The organism is Pseudonocardia aurantiaca, from assembly GCF_039526725.1.
In the GTDB taxonomy this organism is placed as follows: domain Bacteria; phylum Actinomycetota; class Actinomycetes; order Mycobacteriales; family Pseudonocardiaceae; genus Pseudonocardia; species Pseudonocardia aurantiaca.
In genome coordinates this window covers 102,771-116,561 of the sequence record NZ_BAAAJG010000015.1, presented here as the reverse complement: position 1 = coordinate 116,561, position 13,791 = coordinate 102,771, and the positions used below count along the sequence as shown (strand labels likewise).

Below are 13,791 nucleotides of genomic sequence, written 5' to 3'. Positions count from 1 at the left end.
TGCCGGCGCGTGCGCCGAAGATCGACAGATCTCGCGAACGGTAGCCACCGACGCTACGTTCTGCACATGGCATTGCGCGCCCGGGACGTCATGACTAGCCGCGTCGTCACGGTCCGCCCGCAGGACGCGATCTCCGCGGCGGTCCACAAGATGACCGAACTCGGCTTCAGCGCCCTCCCGGTGGTCGACGAGGCGTACCGGCTCGTCGGCATCATCAGCCTCCTCGACGTACTGCGGCACCGGGTGGAGAGCGGCGACGACACGGACACCGTCGGCGCTGTGATGAACCGGGACGTGCTCTCCCTCCCACCCCGGGCCAGCCTCGGCCTGCTCGCCCACCGGCTGCGCGCGTACGGCGAGCTGCGGGTCATGCCGATCGTCGAGCGCGGGATGCTGGTCGGGGTCGTGACCCGCAGCGACGTGCTGCGCGGCTGGTCGCGACCCGGCCTCCTGGGACGGCTCGCCGGACGGCTGCGCGGTGCCGAGCCCGTGGAGACGCTGCGCAGCACCCGACGGGCGGGCAACCGCTCGGACGCCGCCCACGTACGCGACATCGTGAGCACCCCGGTCGTCACCGCCCGCGTGTCCGAGCCGGTCGAGGAGATCGGCGCGCGGCTCGTCGAGCACCGGTTCAAGTCCCTGCCCGTGGTCGACGAGCAGCAGCGGTTGATAGGCCTGGTCAGCGAGGCCGACCTGCTCGGCCGCGAGCCCCTGTCCGGACGCCGGGGGCAGACGGCGTCCGCCGTCATGACGCGCGAGGTCGTCACGCTCGCACTCGACGACACGGTGGCGCACGCCCGGCTCCTGTTCGCCGAGCGCGGGCTGCGCGTCGTGCCCGTGGTCGAGAACGGCAGGCTGGTCGGCGTCGTGAGCCGCAGCGACCTCCTCTGACTTCGGTCGGCCTCCTCCGACCTGGTCCGAGCGGCTACGCCTGGTGCGGTTGGTCCGCTCGTGGACGAGGAGGACCGGCGCGAGGTCGAGGTTCGACGGGGGCGGTGTTGACAGCGACGGCGTCACGGGGAGTCGCCCTCGGACGGCCGGGCGTCGTCCGGGTCCGGCGGCACGGGACCCGCGAGCGGACGGCTCGGCACAGCCGCGCGGAGCGCGGGTGCGACGTCGGACTGGAACTGCTCCAGCATCTCCCGCTGCCTGCGCGGGCTGAGCCCGTCGCCGTCGAGGTGCAGGTGGATGACCTCGTGGCCGAACACCTCGTGGTAGCGCAGCACCTTGTCGACGACCTGCTCCGGGCTGCCGATCAGCGCGGAGCTGCGCTCGACGAAGTCCTCCACCGTCGGGAACACCACCGGCAGCCCGAACCGCTCCGCGAGCGCGAGCCGCTGCGCGAACGCCGGGCGGAACTCCTCGATCGCCTGCTGCGAGGTCTTCGCGATGTGGAAGCCCGCCGTGCCCGCGCCGACCAGCGCGTCGGCCGGGTCGTGCCCGTAGGCGGCCCAGCGCTCCCGGTAGTAGGCGACCAGCTCCCCGTACGGCTCGATCGGGTTGGTGACGTTCGCCGAGAACAGCGGGTCGCCGTAGCGGGCGGCCAGCTCTACGGAGTCCTTGCTGGTCGCGCTGCCGTGCCACACCCGGATCGGCTGCTGGCGCGGTGGCGGCCACGTCTCGGCGTCGGTGAGCGACGGGCGGAACTGCCCTTCCCAGGTGGTGCGCTCCTCACGCCAGAGCCGCCGGAACAGCTCGTACCCCTCGGCGTTGCGGTCCCACTGGTCCTCAGGCGTGACGTGGAACAGCTGCGCCTGCGCGGCCCCGTTGCCCTTGCCGATGATCAGCTCCAGGCGGCCGTCGGCGAGGTGGTCGAGGGTGGCGTAGTCCTCGTAGGCGCGCACCGGGTCGAGCAGCGAGAGCGTCGTGACGCCGGTGAACAGCGTGATCCGCGACGTGCGGGCCGCGATGTGCGAGAGCACCACCGGAGGCGCCGAGGAGAAGAACGGGCGCTCGTGGCGCTCGCCCACCGCGTAGCCGTCGAACCCCAGCTCCTCGGCCTGCACCGCGTTCTCGACGACCCGGTGCAGGCGCGCGTTCGGCGTAGGGGTCCGGCCCGTGGCCGGGTCGGGCCCGTTCGAGATCAGGGTGAGGACCAGGAACTTCATGCGGGCTCCTTCGCAGCGGAGGACCAGGACGGGCGCCGCTGCCCCGCGATTGCGGTGAGCAGCTCCCTTGTGTACTCGTGCCCCGGCGCGTCGAAGAGCTGCTCGGCGGGCGCCAGTTCGAGCAGCCGCCCGTCACGCATGACACCTACATGGTGAGCGATCCGGCGCACCACCGCGAGGTCGTGCGAGATGAACAGGTACGTGAGCCGCGCCTCGGTCTGCAGCTCGGCGAGCAGGTCGAGCACCTGCGCCTGCACGCTCACGTCGAGCGCCGACACCGGCTCGTCGCACACGACCAGGTCGGGCTGGAGCGCCAGCGCCCTGGCGATCGCGACGCGCTGGCGCTGCCCGCCCGACAGCTCCGCGGGCAGCCGGTCGAGCACCGCCGCCGGCAGTGCCACCTTGTCCACCAGCTCGGCAGCCCGCGCCCGCCGGGTCCGGGCGTCGCCGACGCGGAACGCGCGCAGCGGTTCGGCGATCACCTCCGCGATGCTGAACCGCGGGTCCAGCGAGGCGTACGGGTTCTGGTAGACGAGCTGGGCGCGCCGCCGCAGCTCGCGCCACTCCCGGCCGCTGATCGCCGAGATGTCGGTGCCGTCGAAGAGCACGGTGCCCGACGTCGGGTCGGCCAGCCGCAGCAGCAGCCGGGCGGTGGTCGACTTGCCCGACCCCGACTCCCCCACCAGCGCCAGCGTCTCGCCGCGGGCAATCGCGAAGCTCACCCCGTTCACCGCCCGCAACGAACGCCGCTCGCGGCCCACACGCGGGAGCGGGAAGTCCTTCACGAGGTCGCGGACCTCCACGAGCGGCGACTCGCCCGCGGCCGGGGCGGGCCGGAGAGCCATGCTGCGCACCGGCTTCAGGCCGGGCGCGCTCTCCAGAAGCCTGCGCGTGTACGGCTCCCGCGGCCCGGCCAGCACCTGCCCGACCGGGCCCTCCTCGACGATGCGCCCGCCGTGCATGACGACGAGCCGGTCCGCCCGGTCCGCGGCCACCCCCAGGTCGTGGGTGATCAGCAGTACCGCCGTGCCGGCCTCCCGCGTGAGGTGCTCCAGATGGTCGAGGATGCGCCGCTGCACCGTGGCGTCGAGAGCGCTCGTCGGCTCGTCGGCGATGAGGAGCTGCGGGTTCGCCGCGATCGCGATCGCGATGAGCACCCGTTGGCGCATCCCACCCGACAGCTCGTGCGGGTACTGCCCCGCCCGAACGTCCGGCTCGGGCAGCCCCGCCTTCGCGAGCAGCGCCACGGCGTCGAGGTGGGCGGTGCGCTTGTCCGCGAGGCCGTGCACCCGCAGCACCTCGGCGACCTGCTTGCCCACCTTCTGCACGGGGTTCAGCGCCACCCCGGGGTCCTGCGGGACCAGCCCGATCCGCCTGCCCCGCACAGCGCGCAACGCCTTGTCCGGCAGCCCCACCAGGTCCTGTGCGCCGCCGTCGGGCGCGCTGAGCCGGATGCGCCCTGAGTCGACGCGGCCGGTGCCGGGCAGCAACCCGATCACGGCCTGCGCCAGCGTGGACTTGCCCGATCCGGACTCGCCGACGACGGCGACGACCTCACCGGGCGCGACGGTCAGCGAGACACCCTGCACGGCGTGGAGTGCACCCGCCGAGGTGCCGTAGGAGACGTGCAGGTCCTCGACCTGCAGCAGCGGTTCACCCTGCGTCGACGATTCGCTCGTCAGCTCCCTCATCGGGCCCTCGCCCACTCGCCGTCCAGGGCCCGGGAGATCCGGTTCACCGACAGCACGGTGGCCGCGATCGCCGCACCGGGCATCGCGCACAGCCACCACGCCGTCGCCATGTAGTTGCGGCCCTCCGCGATCAGCGAGCCCCACTCCGGCGCCGGCGGCGGGGCGCCGTAACCGAGGAACGACAGCGACGACACCGCGAGGATCGCGAGCCCGAACTCCAGCACCGCGAGCACCACTACGGGCCCCGCGGCGTTGGGCAGCACGTGCCGCAGGAGGGTCACGTGCCAGCGCGTGCCGACCGACCTCGCGGCCTCCACATACACCGACTGCCGGATCCGCAGCGTCTCCGAGCGCATCACCCGCGCGAAACTCGCCACACTCGCGACGCCCACCGCGATCGCCACGTTCGCCGTGCCGTAGCCCAGCGCCGTGATCAGGGCGAGCGACATCAGCACGGCCGGGATCGCGAGCAGCACGTCGACGAACCGCATCAGCCCCTCGTCGACCCACCCCCGGACGAACCCCGCGAGCAGCCCGATCAGCCCGCCGACGACCAGCGCGACGGCCACCGCGATGACCGTGGCCTGCAACGACAGCGCCGCGCCGTGCACCACCCGCGTGTAGACGTCGCGGCCCAGGTAGTCGGTGCCGAAGACGTGCGCGAGGCCGGGGGCCTGGAGCCGATCGGCCGGGACGCCGAGGTTCGGGTCGGCCGGAGCCAGGGCGCCCGGCGCGAACGCCGCGAGCAGCACCAGCGCCACGAAGACGACCGACACGATGAGCCCGGGACGGCGCCGGAGGAACCGCCAGAGCCGGGCGAGCCGCTCCCTCCGGGTGGCGGCGACCGGGGCAACGGCTCCGGGACCGGGAACCGCGGCCGGTTCCCGCACCAACAACTCGGTCATGCCGCCGCTCCTGTCGCGATCCGGGGGTCGAGCAGCGGATAGACGAGGTCGACCAGCAGGTTGACCACGACGAACACCGCAGCCGCGAACACGACGATCCCCTGCACCAGCGGGATGTCCTGCACACCGACGGCGCTGACGGTCAGCCGCCCGAGCCCCGGCCGGGTGAACACCGTCTCCACCACGACGGCCCCCGCCAGCAGATTGCCCACCACGTACCCGAGCACGGTCAGCGCCGGGAGCGCGGCGTTGCGCAGCGCGTGCCGCAGGTGGATGTCCACCCGCCCCACACCCTTGGCCCGCGCGGTCGCCACGTACGGCTCGTCGAGCGCCTGGGAGAGGCTCTTGGCGAGCACCTGCGCCACCAGCGCGCCCGTCGGGAGCCCGAGTGTGATCGCCGGGAGGATCAGCGCCTGCGGGCCGTTCGCGCCGACAGAGGGCAGCAACCCCAGCCCGAACGAGAAGACCTGTACGAGCATGAGCCCGACCCAGAACACTGGCATCGACACCGCCAGCGACGGCAGCCCCATCAGCACCTGCCGCAGCCAGTGCGCCCGCGTGTACGTCGCGACGAGCGCGACCGTCCCGCCGACCACGATCGCGAACGCGAGCCCGGCCAGCGAGATCTGGATCGTCGGCGGCAGCGCCTCCATGATCGCGCCCCGCACGTCCTGGCCGTTCTGGATGGACGCCCCGAAGTCGCCGTGCAACGCCCCCCACAGCCGATGCCCGTACTGCACGATCAGCGGCTGGTCGAGCCCGTAGCGGGCGCGCAGCGCGTCGAGCTGTTCCGGGGTCAACGGTTCGCCGTCGAGCCCGCCGCTCGCCATCGTCGCGACGGGGTCGCCCGGCAGCAGGTAGAGCACGACGAACGAGACGGTGAACGCCGCCCACAGCACGCCGACCGCCATGCCGGCGCGCCGGAGGAGGTATCGGGCCATCGGTGACACGGCTACTCCGACTTCCAGGCGTCGTGGAGGTAGATCCGGGACGAGGCGTCGAACGCAATGTCGTGGGTGGTGGCCCCGACGCCGAGGACCGTGGTCAGCTCCACCACCGGCACCGTGTAGTGGTTCTCGGCGAGAAGCTGCTGCGCCTGCGCCACCGTCGCCGCCCGTGCCGTCTCATCCGGTTCGGCGGCCTGCTCGGCGAGCAGCGTGTCGAGCGGGCCGGGGGTGAGCCGGTAGAAGTTGTTGCCCGCCGTCGAGTACGACGAGCGGAGGATGTCCGGGTCGGCCCTGGTCGTGTTGCCCCAGCTCGCGGTGAAGTCGCCGCTCTGCTGGACCTGCGTGTTGTCGGAGATCGGGCGCTCCCGCAGCTGCAGGTCGATCCCCACCGCCCGCAGCTGCTGCTGGATCAGCTCCAGCGTCGGCCGGTTAGCGGCCGCGTTCGCGTACCACGTCAGCTCGATGGTCAGCGGCTGTCCGCCGCGCGTCCGGATGCCGTCCGGACCGGGCACCCAGCCGGCGGCGTCCAACGTGGACGCGGCGCGGGCGGCGTCGAACCCGAGCAGTGCGGACTGGTCGGCGTAGGCGGGTGTGCTCGACGCCAGCGAGCTCGTCGCGGCCACGGTCTGCGACGTGTAGACGGTGCTGACCACCTCCGGGCGGTTGATCGCGAGCGAGATCGCGTCGCGCACCGCAGGCTCCGAGACGATCGGCTTGCTGAGGTTGAAGCTGATGCTGTACGGGATGCCGGGGTTGGGCCGGGCAATCAACTGCACCCCGGCCGCGGTCAGCGGGGCCTCGTCCTGCTGCGCGAGGTTGCCGATGGCGTCGACCTCGCCCGACTGCAGGCCCCCGACCCGCACACCCGACTCCGGCACGATCCGGAACTCGACGCGGTCCAGGTACGCCTCGCCCGGGTGCGTCCAGAGCGAGGATCCCCAGTCGTAACCCGCCCGCTTGGTCAGGACGATCGACTCGTCGCGGACGTAGGAGTCGATCACGAACGGCCCCGACCCCACCGCCGACGCGCACCGGGCGTCGTCCGACTCCGCGACGGTCGCGGGCGACAGGATGCCGAGGCTGTGGGTGGAGGTGCCCTGCAGGAACTGCACGTTGGGCCGGGAGAACGACACCGTGAACCGGGTGGGGCTCTCGACCGTGGTGCCCGCGTAGCTCGCCAGGTAGCCCTTGGGCAGCGTGCCGCGGGCCCCCAGGTCCTGCACGCGGTCGAAGTTGGCCTTGACCGCCTCGGCGTCGAGCGGCGTGCCATCGCTGAACGTCACGCCCTCGCGGAGGGTGAACGTGTAGGCCGTGGCGTCGGTGTTCGACTCCCAGGCCGTGGCGAGCCACGGCCGCAGCTCGCCGGTCTTCGGGTCCTGGTCGGTGAGGGAGTCGACGATCTGGCGCAGCGAGTAGATGGTGTCGTTGCTGCTGACCTGCTGGGGGTCGACGCAGCCCTGGTCACTGCTGACGGCGAAGCGCAGGGTGCCACCGGGCTGGGGAGTGCCCGGGTCGGCGCCGGCTGCCGGCGCGGCGCCACCGCCGCATGCCGTCAGGAATACGGCGGCGGCGGCCAACAGGCCTGCTCGGACGGGGAACGCGATCATTGGGGTCCTTCTACGGGCCACCGCACCGTCGTCGACGGCGCGCGCTCTGGATTCGGGGATCGTCGGAGCGTCAGGCCGGACAGAGCGCCGCGCTGGTGCGGCAGAGGTCGATGTGGTGGCGCCAGGCGTGCCACGTCGTGTGCAGCGGGGTGCTCCCCGGACCCGGCACGGCGACCTCCATCGCTCCCGGCGGTAGCACCCGTTCCCGCTCGCGCGGGGGGTTGCTGCGGCGTCGTCGAGCCAGGTCTCTCAGCCGCTCTGGATGGTGGCGGCCGTCGCCGGCCGCGATCCGACGGTACGTATCTGAGGAGCCGATTATCAAGCGCTTCCCGGGGAACTGTGTCGTGCGCCATTCACGGACCGAAATGACCGGACAGTTCCGCTCGCAAAATGTCCGACGCCGGCATTCCTTGACAGCAGTGGCAGTCGTCGGCCGTCGCTTGCCCAGCTCAGCGGGGCCGCGGCAACCCCAACGGGCGGGGTGCTGCACCCGCTGGCCACAGGGGTTGCCGGAACGGGTCCGCCGCGATTCACTGATGGCGTGATGCGCATGGTCCTGGAGCAGTTCTGGCCGGGCCGGCGAGGCGAGCAGTTCGACCAGTTCTGTCGCCCGGCCGCGTCGCGGCCCGGGCCCCACGAGCGCGCATTTCCTGCGCACTCCCATCTGCCCTGAGGCCGTGGCGCGGCCGCCCCGCGTCCACCGTCCCTCCCCGAACGGGAGATCCGCCGTGTCCGTCACCGACGAACTGCTCGCCCACAACGCCAGGTACGCCGCGTCCTTCGAAGGTCCCCTGCCGCTTCCGCCCGCCAAGCACCTCGCAGTCATCGCGTGCATGGACGCCCGGCTCGACGTCTACAGGATCCTCGGGCTCGAGCCCGGCCAGGCGCACGTCATCCGCAACGCCGGTGGTGTGGTCACCGACGACGAGATCCGCTCGCTGGCCATCAGCCAGCGGCTGCTCGGCACCGAGGAGATCATCCTCATCCACCACACCGACTGCGGGATGCTCACCTTCACCGACGACGAGTTCAAGAAGGCCGTGCAGGACGAGACGGGCATCAAGCCCGAATGGGCGGCCGAGGCCTTCGGTGACCTGGAGGAGGACGTCCGCCAGTCGATCGCCCGGATCAAGGCCAACCCGTTCGTCCCGCGCAAGGACTCCATCCGCGGATTCGTCTTCGACGTCGCCACGGGAAAGCTGAACGAGGTCGTGTGACGGTCGGGCGGGCCGGCTTGACCGGCCCGCCCGGCCGCCCGTACCTTCGCTGTCAGGTCAAGAGCGCCAGCGCCAAGCCCCGGCTCGCTGGCCGGCAACCCTCCTCCGCGGTGGGGTGCTCCGGGTGACGACCAGGCCGCCGTGCACCCACGGCGGCAAGCGCGGACCCGTCACGACACCGGGTCCTGAAGAGGGTCCGGAGGACCGTCATGACCGCTGTGCTGCCCGCCCGTCCCGCAGCCGCCGCCTCCACGCAGCCCCTCCCCCGGCTCATTGGAGCCGAGCTGGAGGTGCCGCTCGTCACCGGCGACCGCGTGCGCTACGCCAACCTCGACCTCGCGGCGAGCGCCCCCGCTCTCGCAGGCGTGGCCGACCACGTCACCGAACTCCTGCCCTTCTACGCGAGCGTCCACCGTGGGGCGGGCTACGCCTCCCAGGTGTGCACGGCGGTGCTGGAGCAGGCCCGCGAGACCGTCGGGCGGTTCGTCGGGGCCCGCGGCGACGACGTCGTGGTGTTCACCCGCAACACCACCGACGCGCTCAACCTCCTGGCCGGCTGCGTCCCTGGGCGCGTGCTGCGCCTCGACGTCGAGCACCACGCCAACCTGATCTCGTGGCGCACGGGCCGGGTGCTCCCCGCCGCGCCGACCGTGGCCCAGACCCTCGCCGACCTGCGCGCCGCGCTCGCCGCCGAACCCACCGCGCTGCTCGCCGTGACGGGCGCGTCGAACGTGACCGGCGAGATCCTCCCGCTCGCCGAGATCACCGCGATCGCCCACGCGGCAGGCGCCCGGGTCGTCGTCGACGCCGCCCAGCTCGCCCCGCACCGGCGGATCGACATCGCCGGCGCCGGCATCGACTACCTCGCCCTTTCCGGCCACAAGCTCTACGCCCCGTACGGCGCGGGCGCGCTGGTGGGGCGCCGCGACTGGCTCGACGACGCCACCCCCTACCTCGCCGGTGGGGGCGCCGTTCGCGCGGTGGCCGTGCCGAACGCCTCTGGCGTCAGCGAGGTGACCTGGGCGGCCGCGCCGCACCGCCACGAAGCCGGCACCCCGAACGTCCTCGGCGCCGCCGCGCTCGCGCAGGCGTGCCGATGCCTCGACGCCGTGCTCGACGACGCTCTCGACCACGAACGCGCCCTGCTCGCCCGGCTGGAGACCGGCCTCGCCGCCGTCCCGGGCGTGCGAACCCTGAACGTCTGGCCGGACGCCACGGACCGGGTGGCCGTCGCCTCCTTCGTCGTGGACGGGTACCCGGCCGGCCTGGTCGCCGCGGTCCTCTCCGCGGAGCACGGCATCGGGGTGCGCGACGGGAAGTTCTGCGCGCACCCGCTACTGGCCCGCCTGGCCGGCACCGCCGACGGCTGCGCCGTGCGGGCGAGCCTCGGGCTGAGCACGAGCACGTCCGACGTGGACCGGCTGGTGGAAGGCGTCCGCGCGCTCGTGGCGGACGGACCGGGGTGGGACTACGCGGTGGTCGACGGGCGGTGGACGCCGGTGCCCGACCCGCGCCCGGCCGACCCGCTGGGCGTGGGTCTCACAGGTCTGCTCGCGCCGGGCTGCGGGGGCTGACGCGAAACAGCAGAAGCCCTCAGACGCCCGGATCACCGGGATCTGAGGGCCTCCGTGCTGTAGAGGAATGCGGCGTCAGTCGAACTCGCCGAGCTTCACACCCGCGACGAACGCCTGCCACTCCGAGGCGGTGTACCGCAGGACTGGACCTGCGCCCTCGTCCTTGGTGTCGCGGACGAGACGGCCCCCGTCCGGGAGATCAGCGACCTCGACACACCCGCCGCCGTTGCCGTTGCTGGCGCTGGACTTGCGCCAGACCACCCCGTCCAGATCGATCATCGCAGCTCACCTATGGCCTTCTCGATGGCACGCGCCGAACCCTGCTCGTCCAGCGCGGACGCGCAGAGCCGGTCGAACACCACACTATAGGCGCCTACCTGCTGTGATCGATCGACATACTCCGCGCTCCACAGCCCTTCGAGCACCACCACCGCACCGCCCGGAGGGTCGGGCAGCCGGAACACCGTGAACGCTGTTCCCATCGCCGCGTGCGACCCGGCTGCGAATGGCATGAGCTGCAGAGACACTGTCGGCAGGCGAGCCACCTCCAGCAGCCGCTCCAACTGCTCGCGCATCACGGCCGGACCGCCGACCACTCGCCGAATCGCGGCCTCGTCGAGCACCACCCAGAGCTGCGGAGGACTGTCGCTCTGCAGGCGGGCCTGGCGCTCGCGGCGGATCGCCACCAGCCGCTCGACCTCCGCCGGATCCCGGGTCGGGTCGGCCGCCTTCGTGATCGCACGGGTGTACGCCTCGGTCTGGAGCAGGCCCGGCACGAGGTCGATCTGGAAGGCCTTGATCTCGGCGGCCTCCGCCTCCAGGCCGACGTAGGCGCGCACCCACTCCGGTACCCGGTGCGTCACCCGCTTCCGAGCCTCCCGAGCGACCCCGAGGATCTGCTCGGACTCGTCGGCGTCGACGCCGTAGAGGGCCAGCAGCGCCTTCACCTCGGCCAGGGCGATCGTCATCTTGCCGCCCTCGATCTTGCTGATCTTCGAGACGCCGCACTCGAGTTCCGCAGCGGCGTCGTCCCGGCTCACACCCGCCTGCTCCCGCAGACGTCGCAGTTCCCGGCCGAGCTGGAGGCGGCGAACGGTAGGGCTCTGTGCCACCCGGGGAGTCTGGCACGACCAAGCCAAGAAGTGATCTCGGCATGTCCGTTCCTAAGTGGAATGTTCTAGCTGTAGTGTGCCGCAATGGTTTGGTCGCCGGGCGATGTGCCGACCCGCAGTATCGACTTGGATACTGCCATCTTGGTCACCTCACCCGACGGTCACGACCACCTGGTGGACGAGCGCGTCTTCGCGGCGTCCTGGGACGGGCACTACCTCGCCCGATGCGGTTCCTTCGTGATCAGCACCGCGCTGACCGCCGGACCCGAGCCGCTGTGCCCGCTCTGCTTCCCCGGCCCGGGGGCGGCCCGGGAAGACCGGCACCACGAGCGCCTCGGCACGTGGACCCAGCTGGGCGGGGCAATCACCTGCCTGCCGGGGCTGCGCTGGCTGAACGCGTGGCCGGCGCAGGTAGCTGAAGCGTCACACCGCCCACGGTGATCGGAATGCCGGCGCGGCCCACCTCGGTTTCCCCACACATGCATATCGGCATCATCGGAGCGGGCAAGATCGGCGGCACGCTCACCCGCAGGTTCACCGCACTCGGCCACTCCGTGCGCGTCGCGAACTCCCGCGCGCCCGAGACCCTCGAGGACCTCGCGGCGGAGACCGGCGCAACCGCGGTCTGGGCCGTGGACGCGGCGACCGGCGCCGACGTCGTGATCGTCAGCATCCCGCAGAAGAACGTGCCGGACCTGGCGCCCGGGATCACCTCGAAGGCGAAGCCGGGCGCGCCCGTGATCGAGACGAACAACTACTACCCGCGACCCCGCGACGGCCGCATCGACGCGATCGAGGACGGCACCCCGGAGAGCGTGTGGGTGGCCGGGCAGCTCGGCACGCCGGTGTTCAAGGTCTTCAACGGGATCTTCTGGAAGCACCTGCTCGAACACGGCACGCCCGCGGGCACCCAGGGCCGGATCGCGCTGCCGATCGCCGGCGCCGACGGCCCGGGCAAGCAGCTGGTCTTCCAGCTTGTCGACGAGCTCGGGTTCGACCCGGTGGACGGCGGCACCCTGGAGGAGTCCTGGCGCCAGCAGCCAGGCAACCCGGTGTACGGCAAGGACCTCGACGCCGAGGGCGCGCGCCGCGCGCTGGCGGCGGCGTCGCCCGAGCGGACGGCGGAGTTCCGCGCTGCCTGACCGCGCCCCCAACCAGACCCGCTGGTACATCGCGGATCAAAAGGGCGGGGGATCGTCTGCGGGGTCGTGGTGTTGCGGTGTGGGCTCGTCCGGTGGTGGTCGGGCCGCCCAGGTCTGGGGGAACGGGTCGTCGTCGTCGTCGCGGTAGTCGTGGGGGGTGCTGCGGTAGCGGTGCCCGGTCGGGGTGATCCACTCGATGACGCCGTCGGCCAGGGCGTGGACCTGCCAGCCGGGGCTGTGCTTGAGGTGGTGGTCGTGGCTGCACCCGGTGGCCAGGTTCGCCTCGCTCGTCGGACCCTCGGGGAACGGGATCAGGTGGTCGAGTTCGCTGTCGATCGCGCGGCGGCGGCAGATCGGTTGGCGGCAGTGGACGTCGCGGGCGCGGACGTGGTCGGCCAGCCCGGCCGGGGGCCGGTAGGTGCTGCGCCCGTAATCGAGCAACGTCCCGGAAAGCGGGTCGTAGACCAGTCGCACGAGGGTGGCGTCGGCGGCGATCTCCCGGGCGTGGTCGGCGGTGATCGGGCCGTGCCCGACCAGCTCACACGGCTGCTGGTCGGCGCCGAGCAGGGTGGTGAACGGCATCACCACCTGCACCAGCGGCTTCCCGGGGGACACCGGCCGCGGACCGGTGTCGCCGCCGCCGGGGTCGGTGGCGGGGGTGAGGCGGCCGGTCAGCAGCGCGGCGAGCAGGTCGGCGCGGCGGGCGTCCATGGAACGCGGGTCCTGCGCGCCGCAGCCCCGGGCCAGCCGGGTCAGCCACCCGAACGCGGCGACCGCGTCGGTGGCCGGCAGCAGCGCCCACAACGAGGCCATCCCGTCCGGTTCCGGGTTGACCGCGACGCGGCGGTCGCGGCGGGCGGCCGTGTGCCGGCGTTCGGCGCCTTCGGGGTCGGCCGCGATCACCGCCCGGGCCAGCGCGGCCTTCAGCTGGGAGAGGGTTTGCTCGGGGGCCCGGGGCAGCACCCGCTCCTGCACCGCCCGCGCCGTCTCGACCGTCAGGTGGCGGGTGGCATCGCAGATCGCGGTCACCCGGCGTTCGTCCAACCGCCCGGCCTGCCACAGGGCCAGGGTTTCCGGGAGCCGCTCGACCAGTTCCCGCGACTGTGCGATCCGGGCGGTCGCCGACCAGCGGGACAGCCGTAGCGCCAGCCCGACCTCGTCCGGGGCGTACGGGCTGGCCGCGCAGGTCCGGTCGGTGCCGGCCATGTCCTTGGCATCCGGCGGCCGGCGCCGCGCGAACTCGGCCACGATCCGGGCCTGCCGGGCCTGCGCCCACGCGGCCTGCCGCGCGAACCCGACCATCGCATCGATCAACTGCGCATCCGACAGGCACGCCGGATCCGCCGTGTCCACATCCAGTTCCAGCGCGGCGATCCCGGACGGGGCGGTGTCGGCCCAGGTCCGGTCCGGTGGCGGCTCCGGCCAGGTGAGCAGGTCCAGATCCGTGAGCTCATCCCCTGCGAGGGAAGGCGTCACGGTCTCGAACAT

The 13,791-nt window shown here is 72.6% G+C and carries 13 protein-coding genes and 2 riboswitches; of the genes, 5 read left to right on the top strand and 8 right to left on the bottom strand.

The window, feature by feature from the left end; all coding sequences use genetic code 11:
* The first annotated feature begins 66 nt into the window (after positions 1 to 66).
* On the top strand, positions 67 to 891 hold the full coding sequence (locus ABD143_RS22690) for a CBS domain-containing protein (protein ID WP_343981886.1): 825 nt from the start codon (positions 67 to 69) through the stop codon (positions 889 to 891).
* A gap of 122 nt (positions 892 to 1,013) precedes the next feature.
* Here the strand turns inward: ABD143_RS22690 and ABD143_RS22685 are convergent, their stop codons facing one another.
* The 5 genes from ABD143_RS22685 to ABD143_RS22665 are packed head-to-tail and all read right to left on the bottom strand — an operon-like array spanning position 1,014 to position 7,258.
* On the bottom strand, positions 1,014 to 2,108 hold the full coding sequence (locus tag ABD143_RS22685; protein WP_343981883.1) for an LLM class flavin-dependent oxidoreductase: 1,095 nt from the start codon (positions 2,106 to 2,108) through the stop codon (positions 1,014 to 1,016).
* The gene (locus ABD143_RS22680; RefSeq protein ID WP_343981880.1) at positions 2,105 to 3,799 is read right to left on the bottom strand and encodes a dipeptide ABC transporter ATP-binding protein; all 1,695 of its coding nucleotides are present in this window, start codon (positions 3,797 to 3,799) and stop codon (positions 2,105 to 2,107) included. Before ABD143_RS22680 ends, ABD143_RS22685 begins: the two co-directional genes overlap by 4 nt.
* Positions 3,796 to 4,704: an ABC transporter permease gene (locus ABD143_RS22675; protein ID WP_343981877.1), complete on the bottom strand. Its 909-nt coding sequence runs from the start codon at positions 4,702 to 4,704 to the stop codon at positions 3,796 to 3,798. Before ABD143_RS22675 ends, ABD143_RS22680 begins: the two co-directional genes overlap by 4 nt.
* Entirely contained in the window at positions 4,701 to 5,645 is a 945-nt protein-coding gene (locus ABD143_RS22670) for an ABC transporter permease (protein WP_343981875.1), read from the bottom strand. The genes ABD143_RS22675 and ABD143_RS22670 overlap by 4 nt, the downstream gene beginning before the upstream one ends.
* Positions 5,646 to 5,656: 11 nt before the next feature.
* Entirely contained in the window at positions 5,657 to 7,258 is a 1,602-nt protein-coding gene (locus ABD143_RS22665; protein WP_343981872.1) for an ABC transporter substrate-binding protein, read from the bottom strand.
* Between the two features lie 174 nt (positions 7,259 to 7,432).
* Positions 7,433 to 7,527, bottom strand: a riboswitch (SAM riboswitch).
* Between the two features lie 459 nt (positions 7,528 to 7,986).
* Here ABD143_RS22665 and ABD143_RS22660 point away from each other — a divergent pair.
* On the top strand, positions 7,987 to 8,475 hold the full coding sequence (locus tag ABD143_RS22660) for a beta-class carbonic anhydrase (protein ID WP_343981869.1): 489 nt from the start codon (positions 7,987 to 7,989) through the stop codon (positions 8,473 to 8,475).
* Positions 8,476 to 8,530: 55 nt separating this feature from the next.
* Positions 8,531 to 8,643: riboswitch (SAM riboswitch) on the top strand.
* 41 nt (positions 8,644 to 8,684) lie between these two features.
* Positions 8,685 to 10,049, top strand: a complete 1,365-nt coding sequence (locus tag ABD143_RS22655; RefSeq protein ID WP_343981866.1) for an aminotransferase class V-fold PLP-dependent enzyme — start codon at positions 8,685 to 8,687, stop codon at positions 10,047 to 10,049.
* A gap of 75 nt (positions 10,050 to 10,124) precedes the next feature.
* Here ABD143_RS22655 and ABD143_RS22650 read toward each other — a convergent pair whose 3' ends face one another.
* Positions 10,125 to 10,328: a DUF397 domain-containing protein gene (locus ABD143_RS22650; RefSeq protein WP_343981863.1), complete on the bottom strand. Its 204-nt coding sequence runs from the start codon at positions 10,326 to 10,328 to the stop codon at positions 10,125 to 10,127.
* Positions 10,325 to 11,161 carry a helix-turn-helix domain-containing protein gene (locus ABD143_RS22645; protein WP_343981860.1) on the bottom strand — a complete coding sequence of 279 codons (837 nt, stop codon included), beginning with the start codon at positions 11,159 to 11,161 and terminating at the stop codon, positions 10,325 to 10,327. Before ABD143_RS22645 ends, ABD143_RS22650 begins: the two co-directional genes overlap by 4 nt.
* Before the next feature lie 141 nt (positions 11,162 to 11,302).
* On the opposite strand from ABD143_RS22645, the gene ABD143_RS22640 reads away from it, so the two are divergent.
* Both ABD143_RS22640 and ABD143_RS22635 read left to right on the top strand, forming a co-directional pair.
* Complete coding sequence (locus ABD143_RS22640; RefSeq protein ID WP_343981857.1) at positions 11,303 to 11,602, top strand: hypothetical protein; 300 nt, start codon at positions 11,303 to 11,305, stop codon at positions 11,600 to 11,602.
* A gap of 38 nt (positions 11,603 to 11,640) precedes the next feature.
* Entirely contained in the window at positions 11,641 to 12,303 is a 663-nt protein-coding gene (locus tag ABD143_RS22635) for an NADPH-dependent F420 reductase (RefSeq protein WP_379659699.1), read from the top strand.
* Between the two features lie 36 nt (positions 12,304 to 12,339).
* On the opposite strand, the gene ABD143_RS22630 is transcribed toward ABD143_RS22635, so the two are convergent.
* A complete protein-coding gene (locus tag ABD143_RS22630) occupies positions 12,340 to 13,791 on the bottom strand; it encodes an HNH endonuclease signature motif containing protein (RefSeq protein WP_343981851.1) in 1,452 nt (483 codons plus the stop codon).

Excerpts from the sequence above, each read along its gene's own strand:
- ABD143_RS22690 (WP_343981886.1), top strand. The coding sequence starts at position 67 with ATGGCATTGCGCGCCCGGGACGTCATGACTAGCCGCGTCGTCACGGTC.
- ABD143_RS22685 (WP_343981883.1), bottom strand. The coding sequence starts at position 2,108 with ATGAAGTTCCTGGTCCTCACCCTGATCTCGAACGGGCCCGACCCGGCC.
- ABD143_RS22680 (WP_343981880.1), bottom strand. The coding sequence starts at position 3,799 with ATGAGGGAGCTGACGAGCGAATCGTCGACGCAGGGTGAACCGCTGCTG.
- ABD143_RS22675 (WP_343981877.1), bottom strand. The coding sequence starts at position 4,704 with ATGACCGAGTTGTTGGTGCGGGAACCGGCCGCGGTTCCCGGTCCCGGA.
- ABD143_RS22670 (WP_343981875.1), bottom strand. The coding sequence starts at position 5,645 with ATGGCCCGATACCTCCTCCGGCGCGCCGGCATGGCGGTCGGCGTGCTG.
- ABD143_RS22665 (WP_343981872.1), bottom strand. The coding sequence starts at position 7,258 with ATGATCGCGTTCCCCGTCCGAGCAGGCCTGTTGGCCGCCGCCGCCGTA.
- ABD143_RS22655 (WP_343981866.1), top strand. The coding sequence starts at position 8,685 with ATGACCGCTGTGCTGCCCGCCCGTCCCGCAGCCGCCGCCTCCACGCAG.
- ABD143_RS22650 (WP_343981863.1), bottom strand. The coding sequence starts at position 10,328 with ATGATCGATCTGGACGGGGTGGTCTGGCGCAAGTCCAGCGCCAGCAAC.
- ABD143_RS22635 (WP_379659699.1), top strand. The coding sequence starts at position 11,641 with ATGCATATCGGCATCATCGGAGCGGGCAAGATCGGCGGCACGCTCACC.
- ABD143_RS22630 (WP_343981851.1), bottom strand. The coding sequence starts at position 13,791 with ATGTTCGAGACCGTGACGCCTTCCCTCGCAGGGGATGAGCTCACGGAT.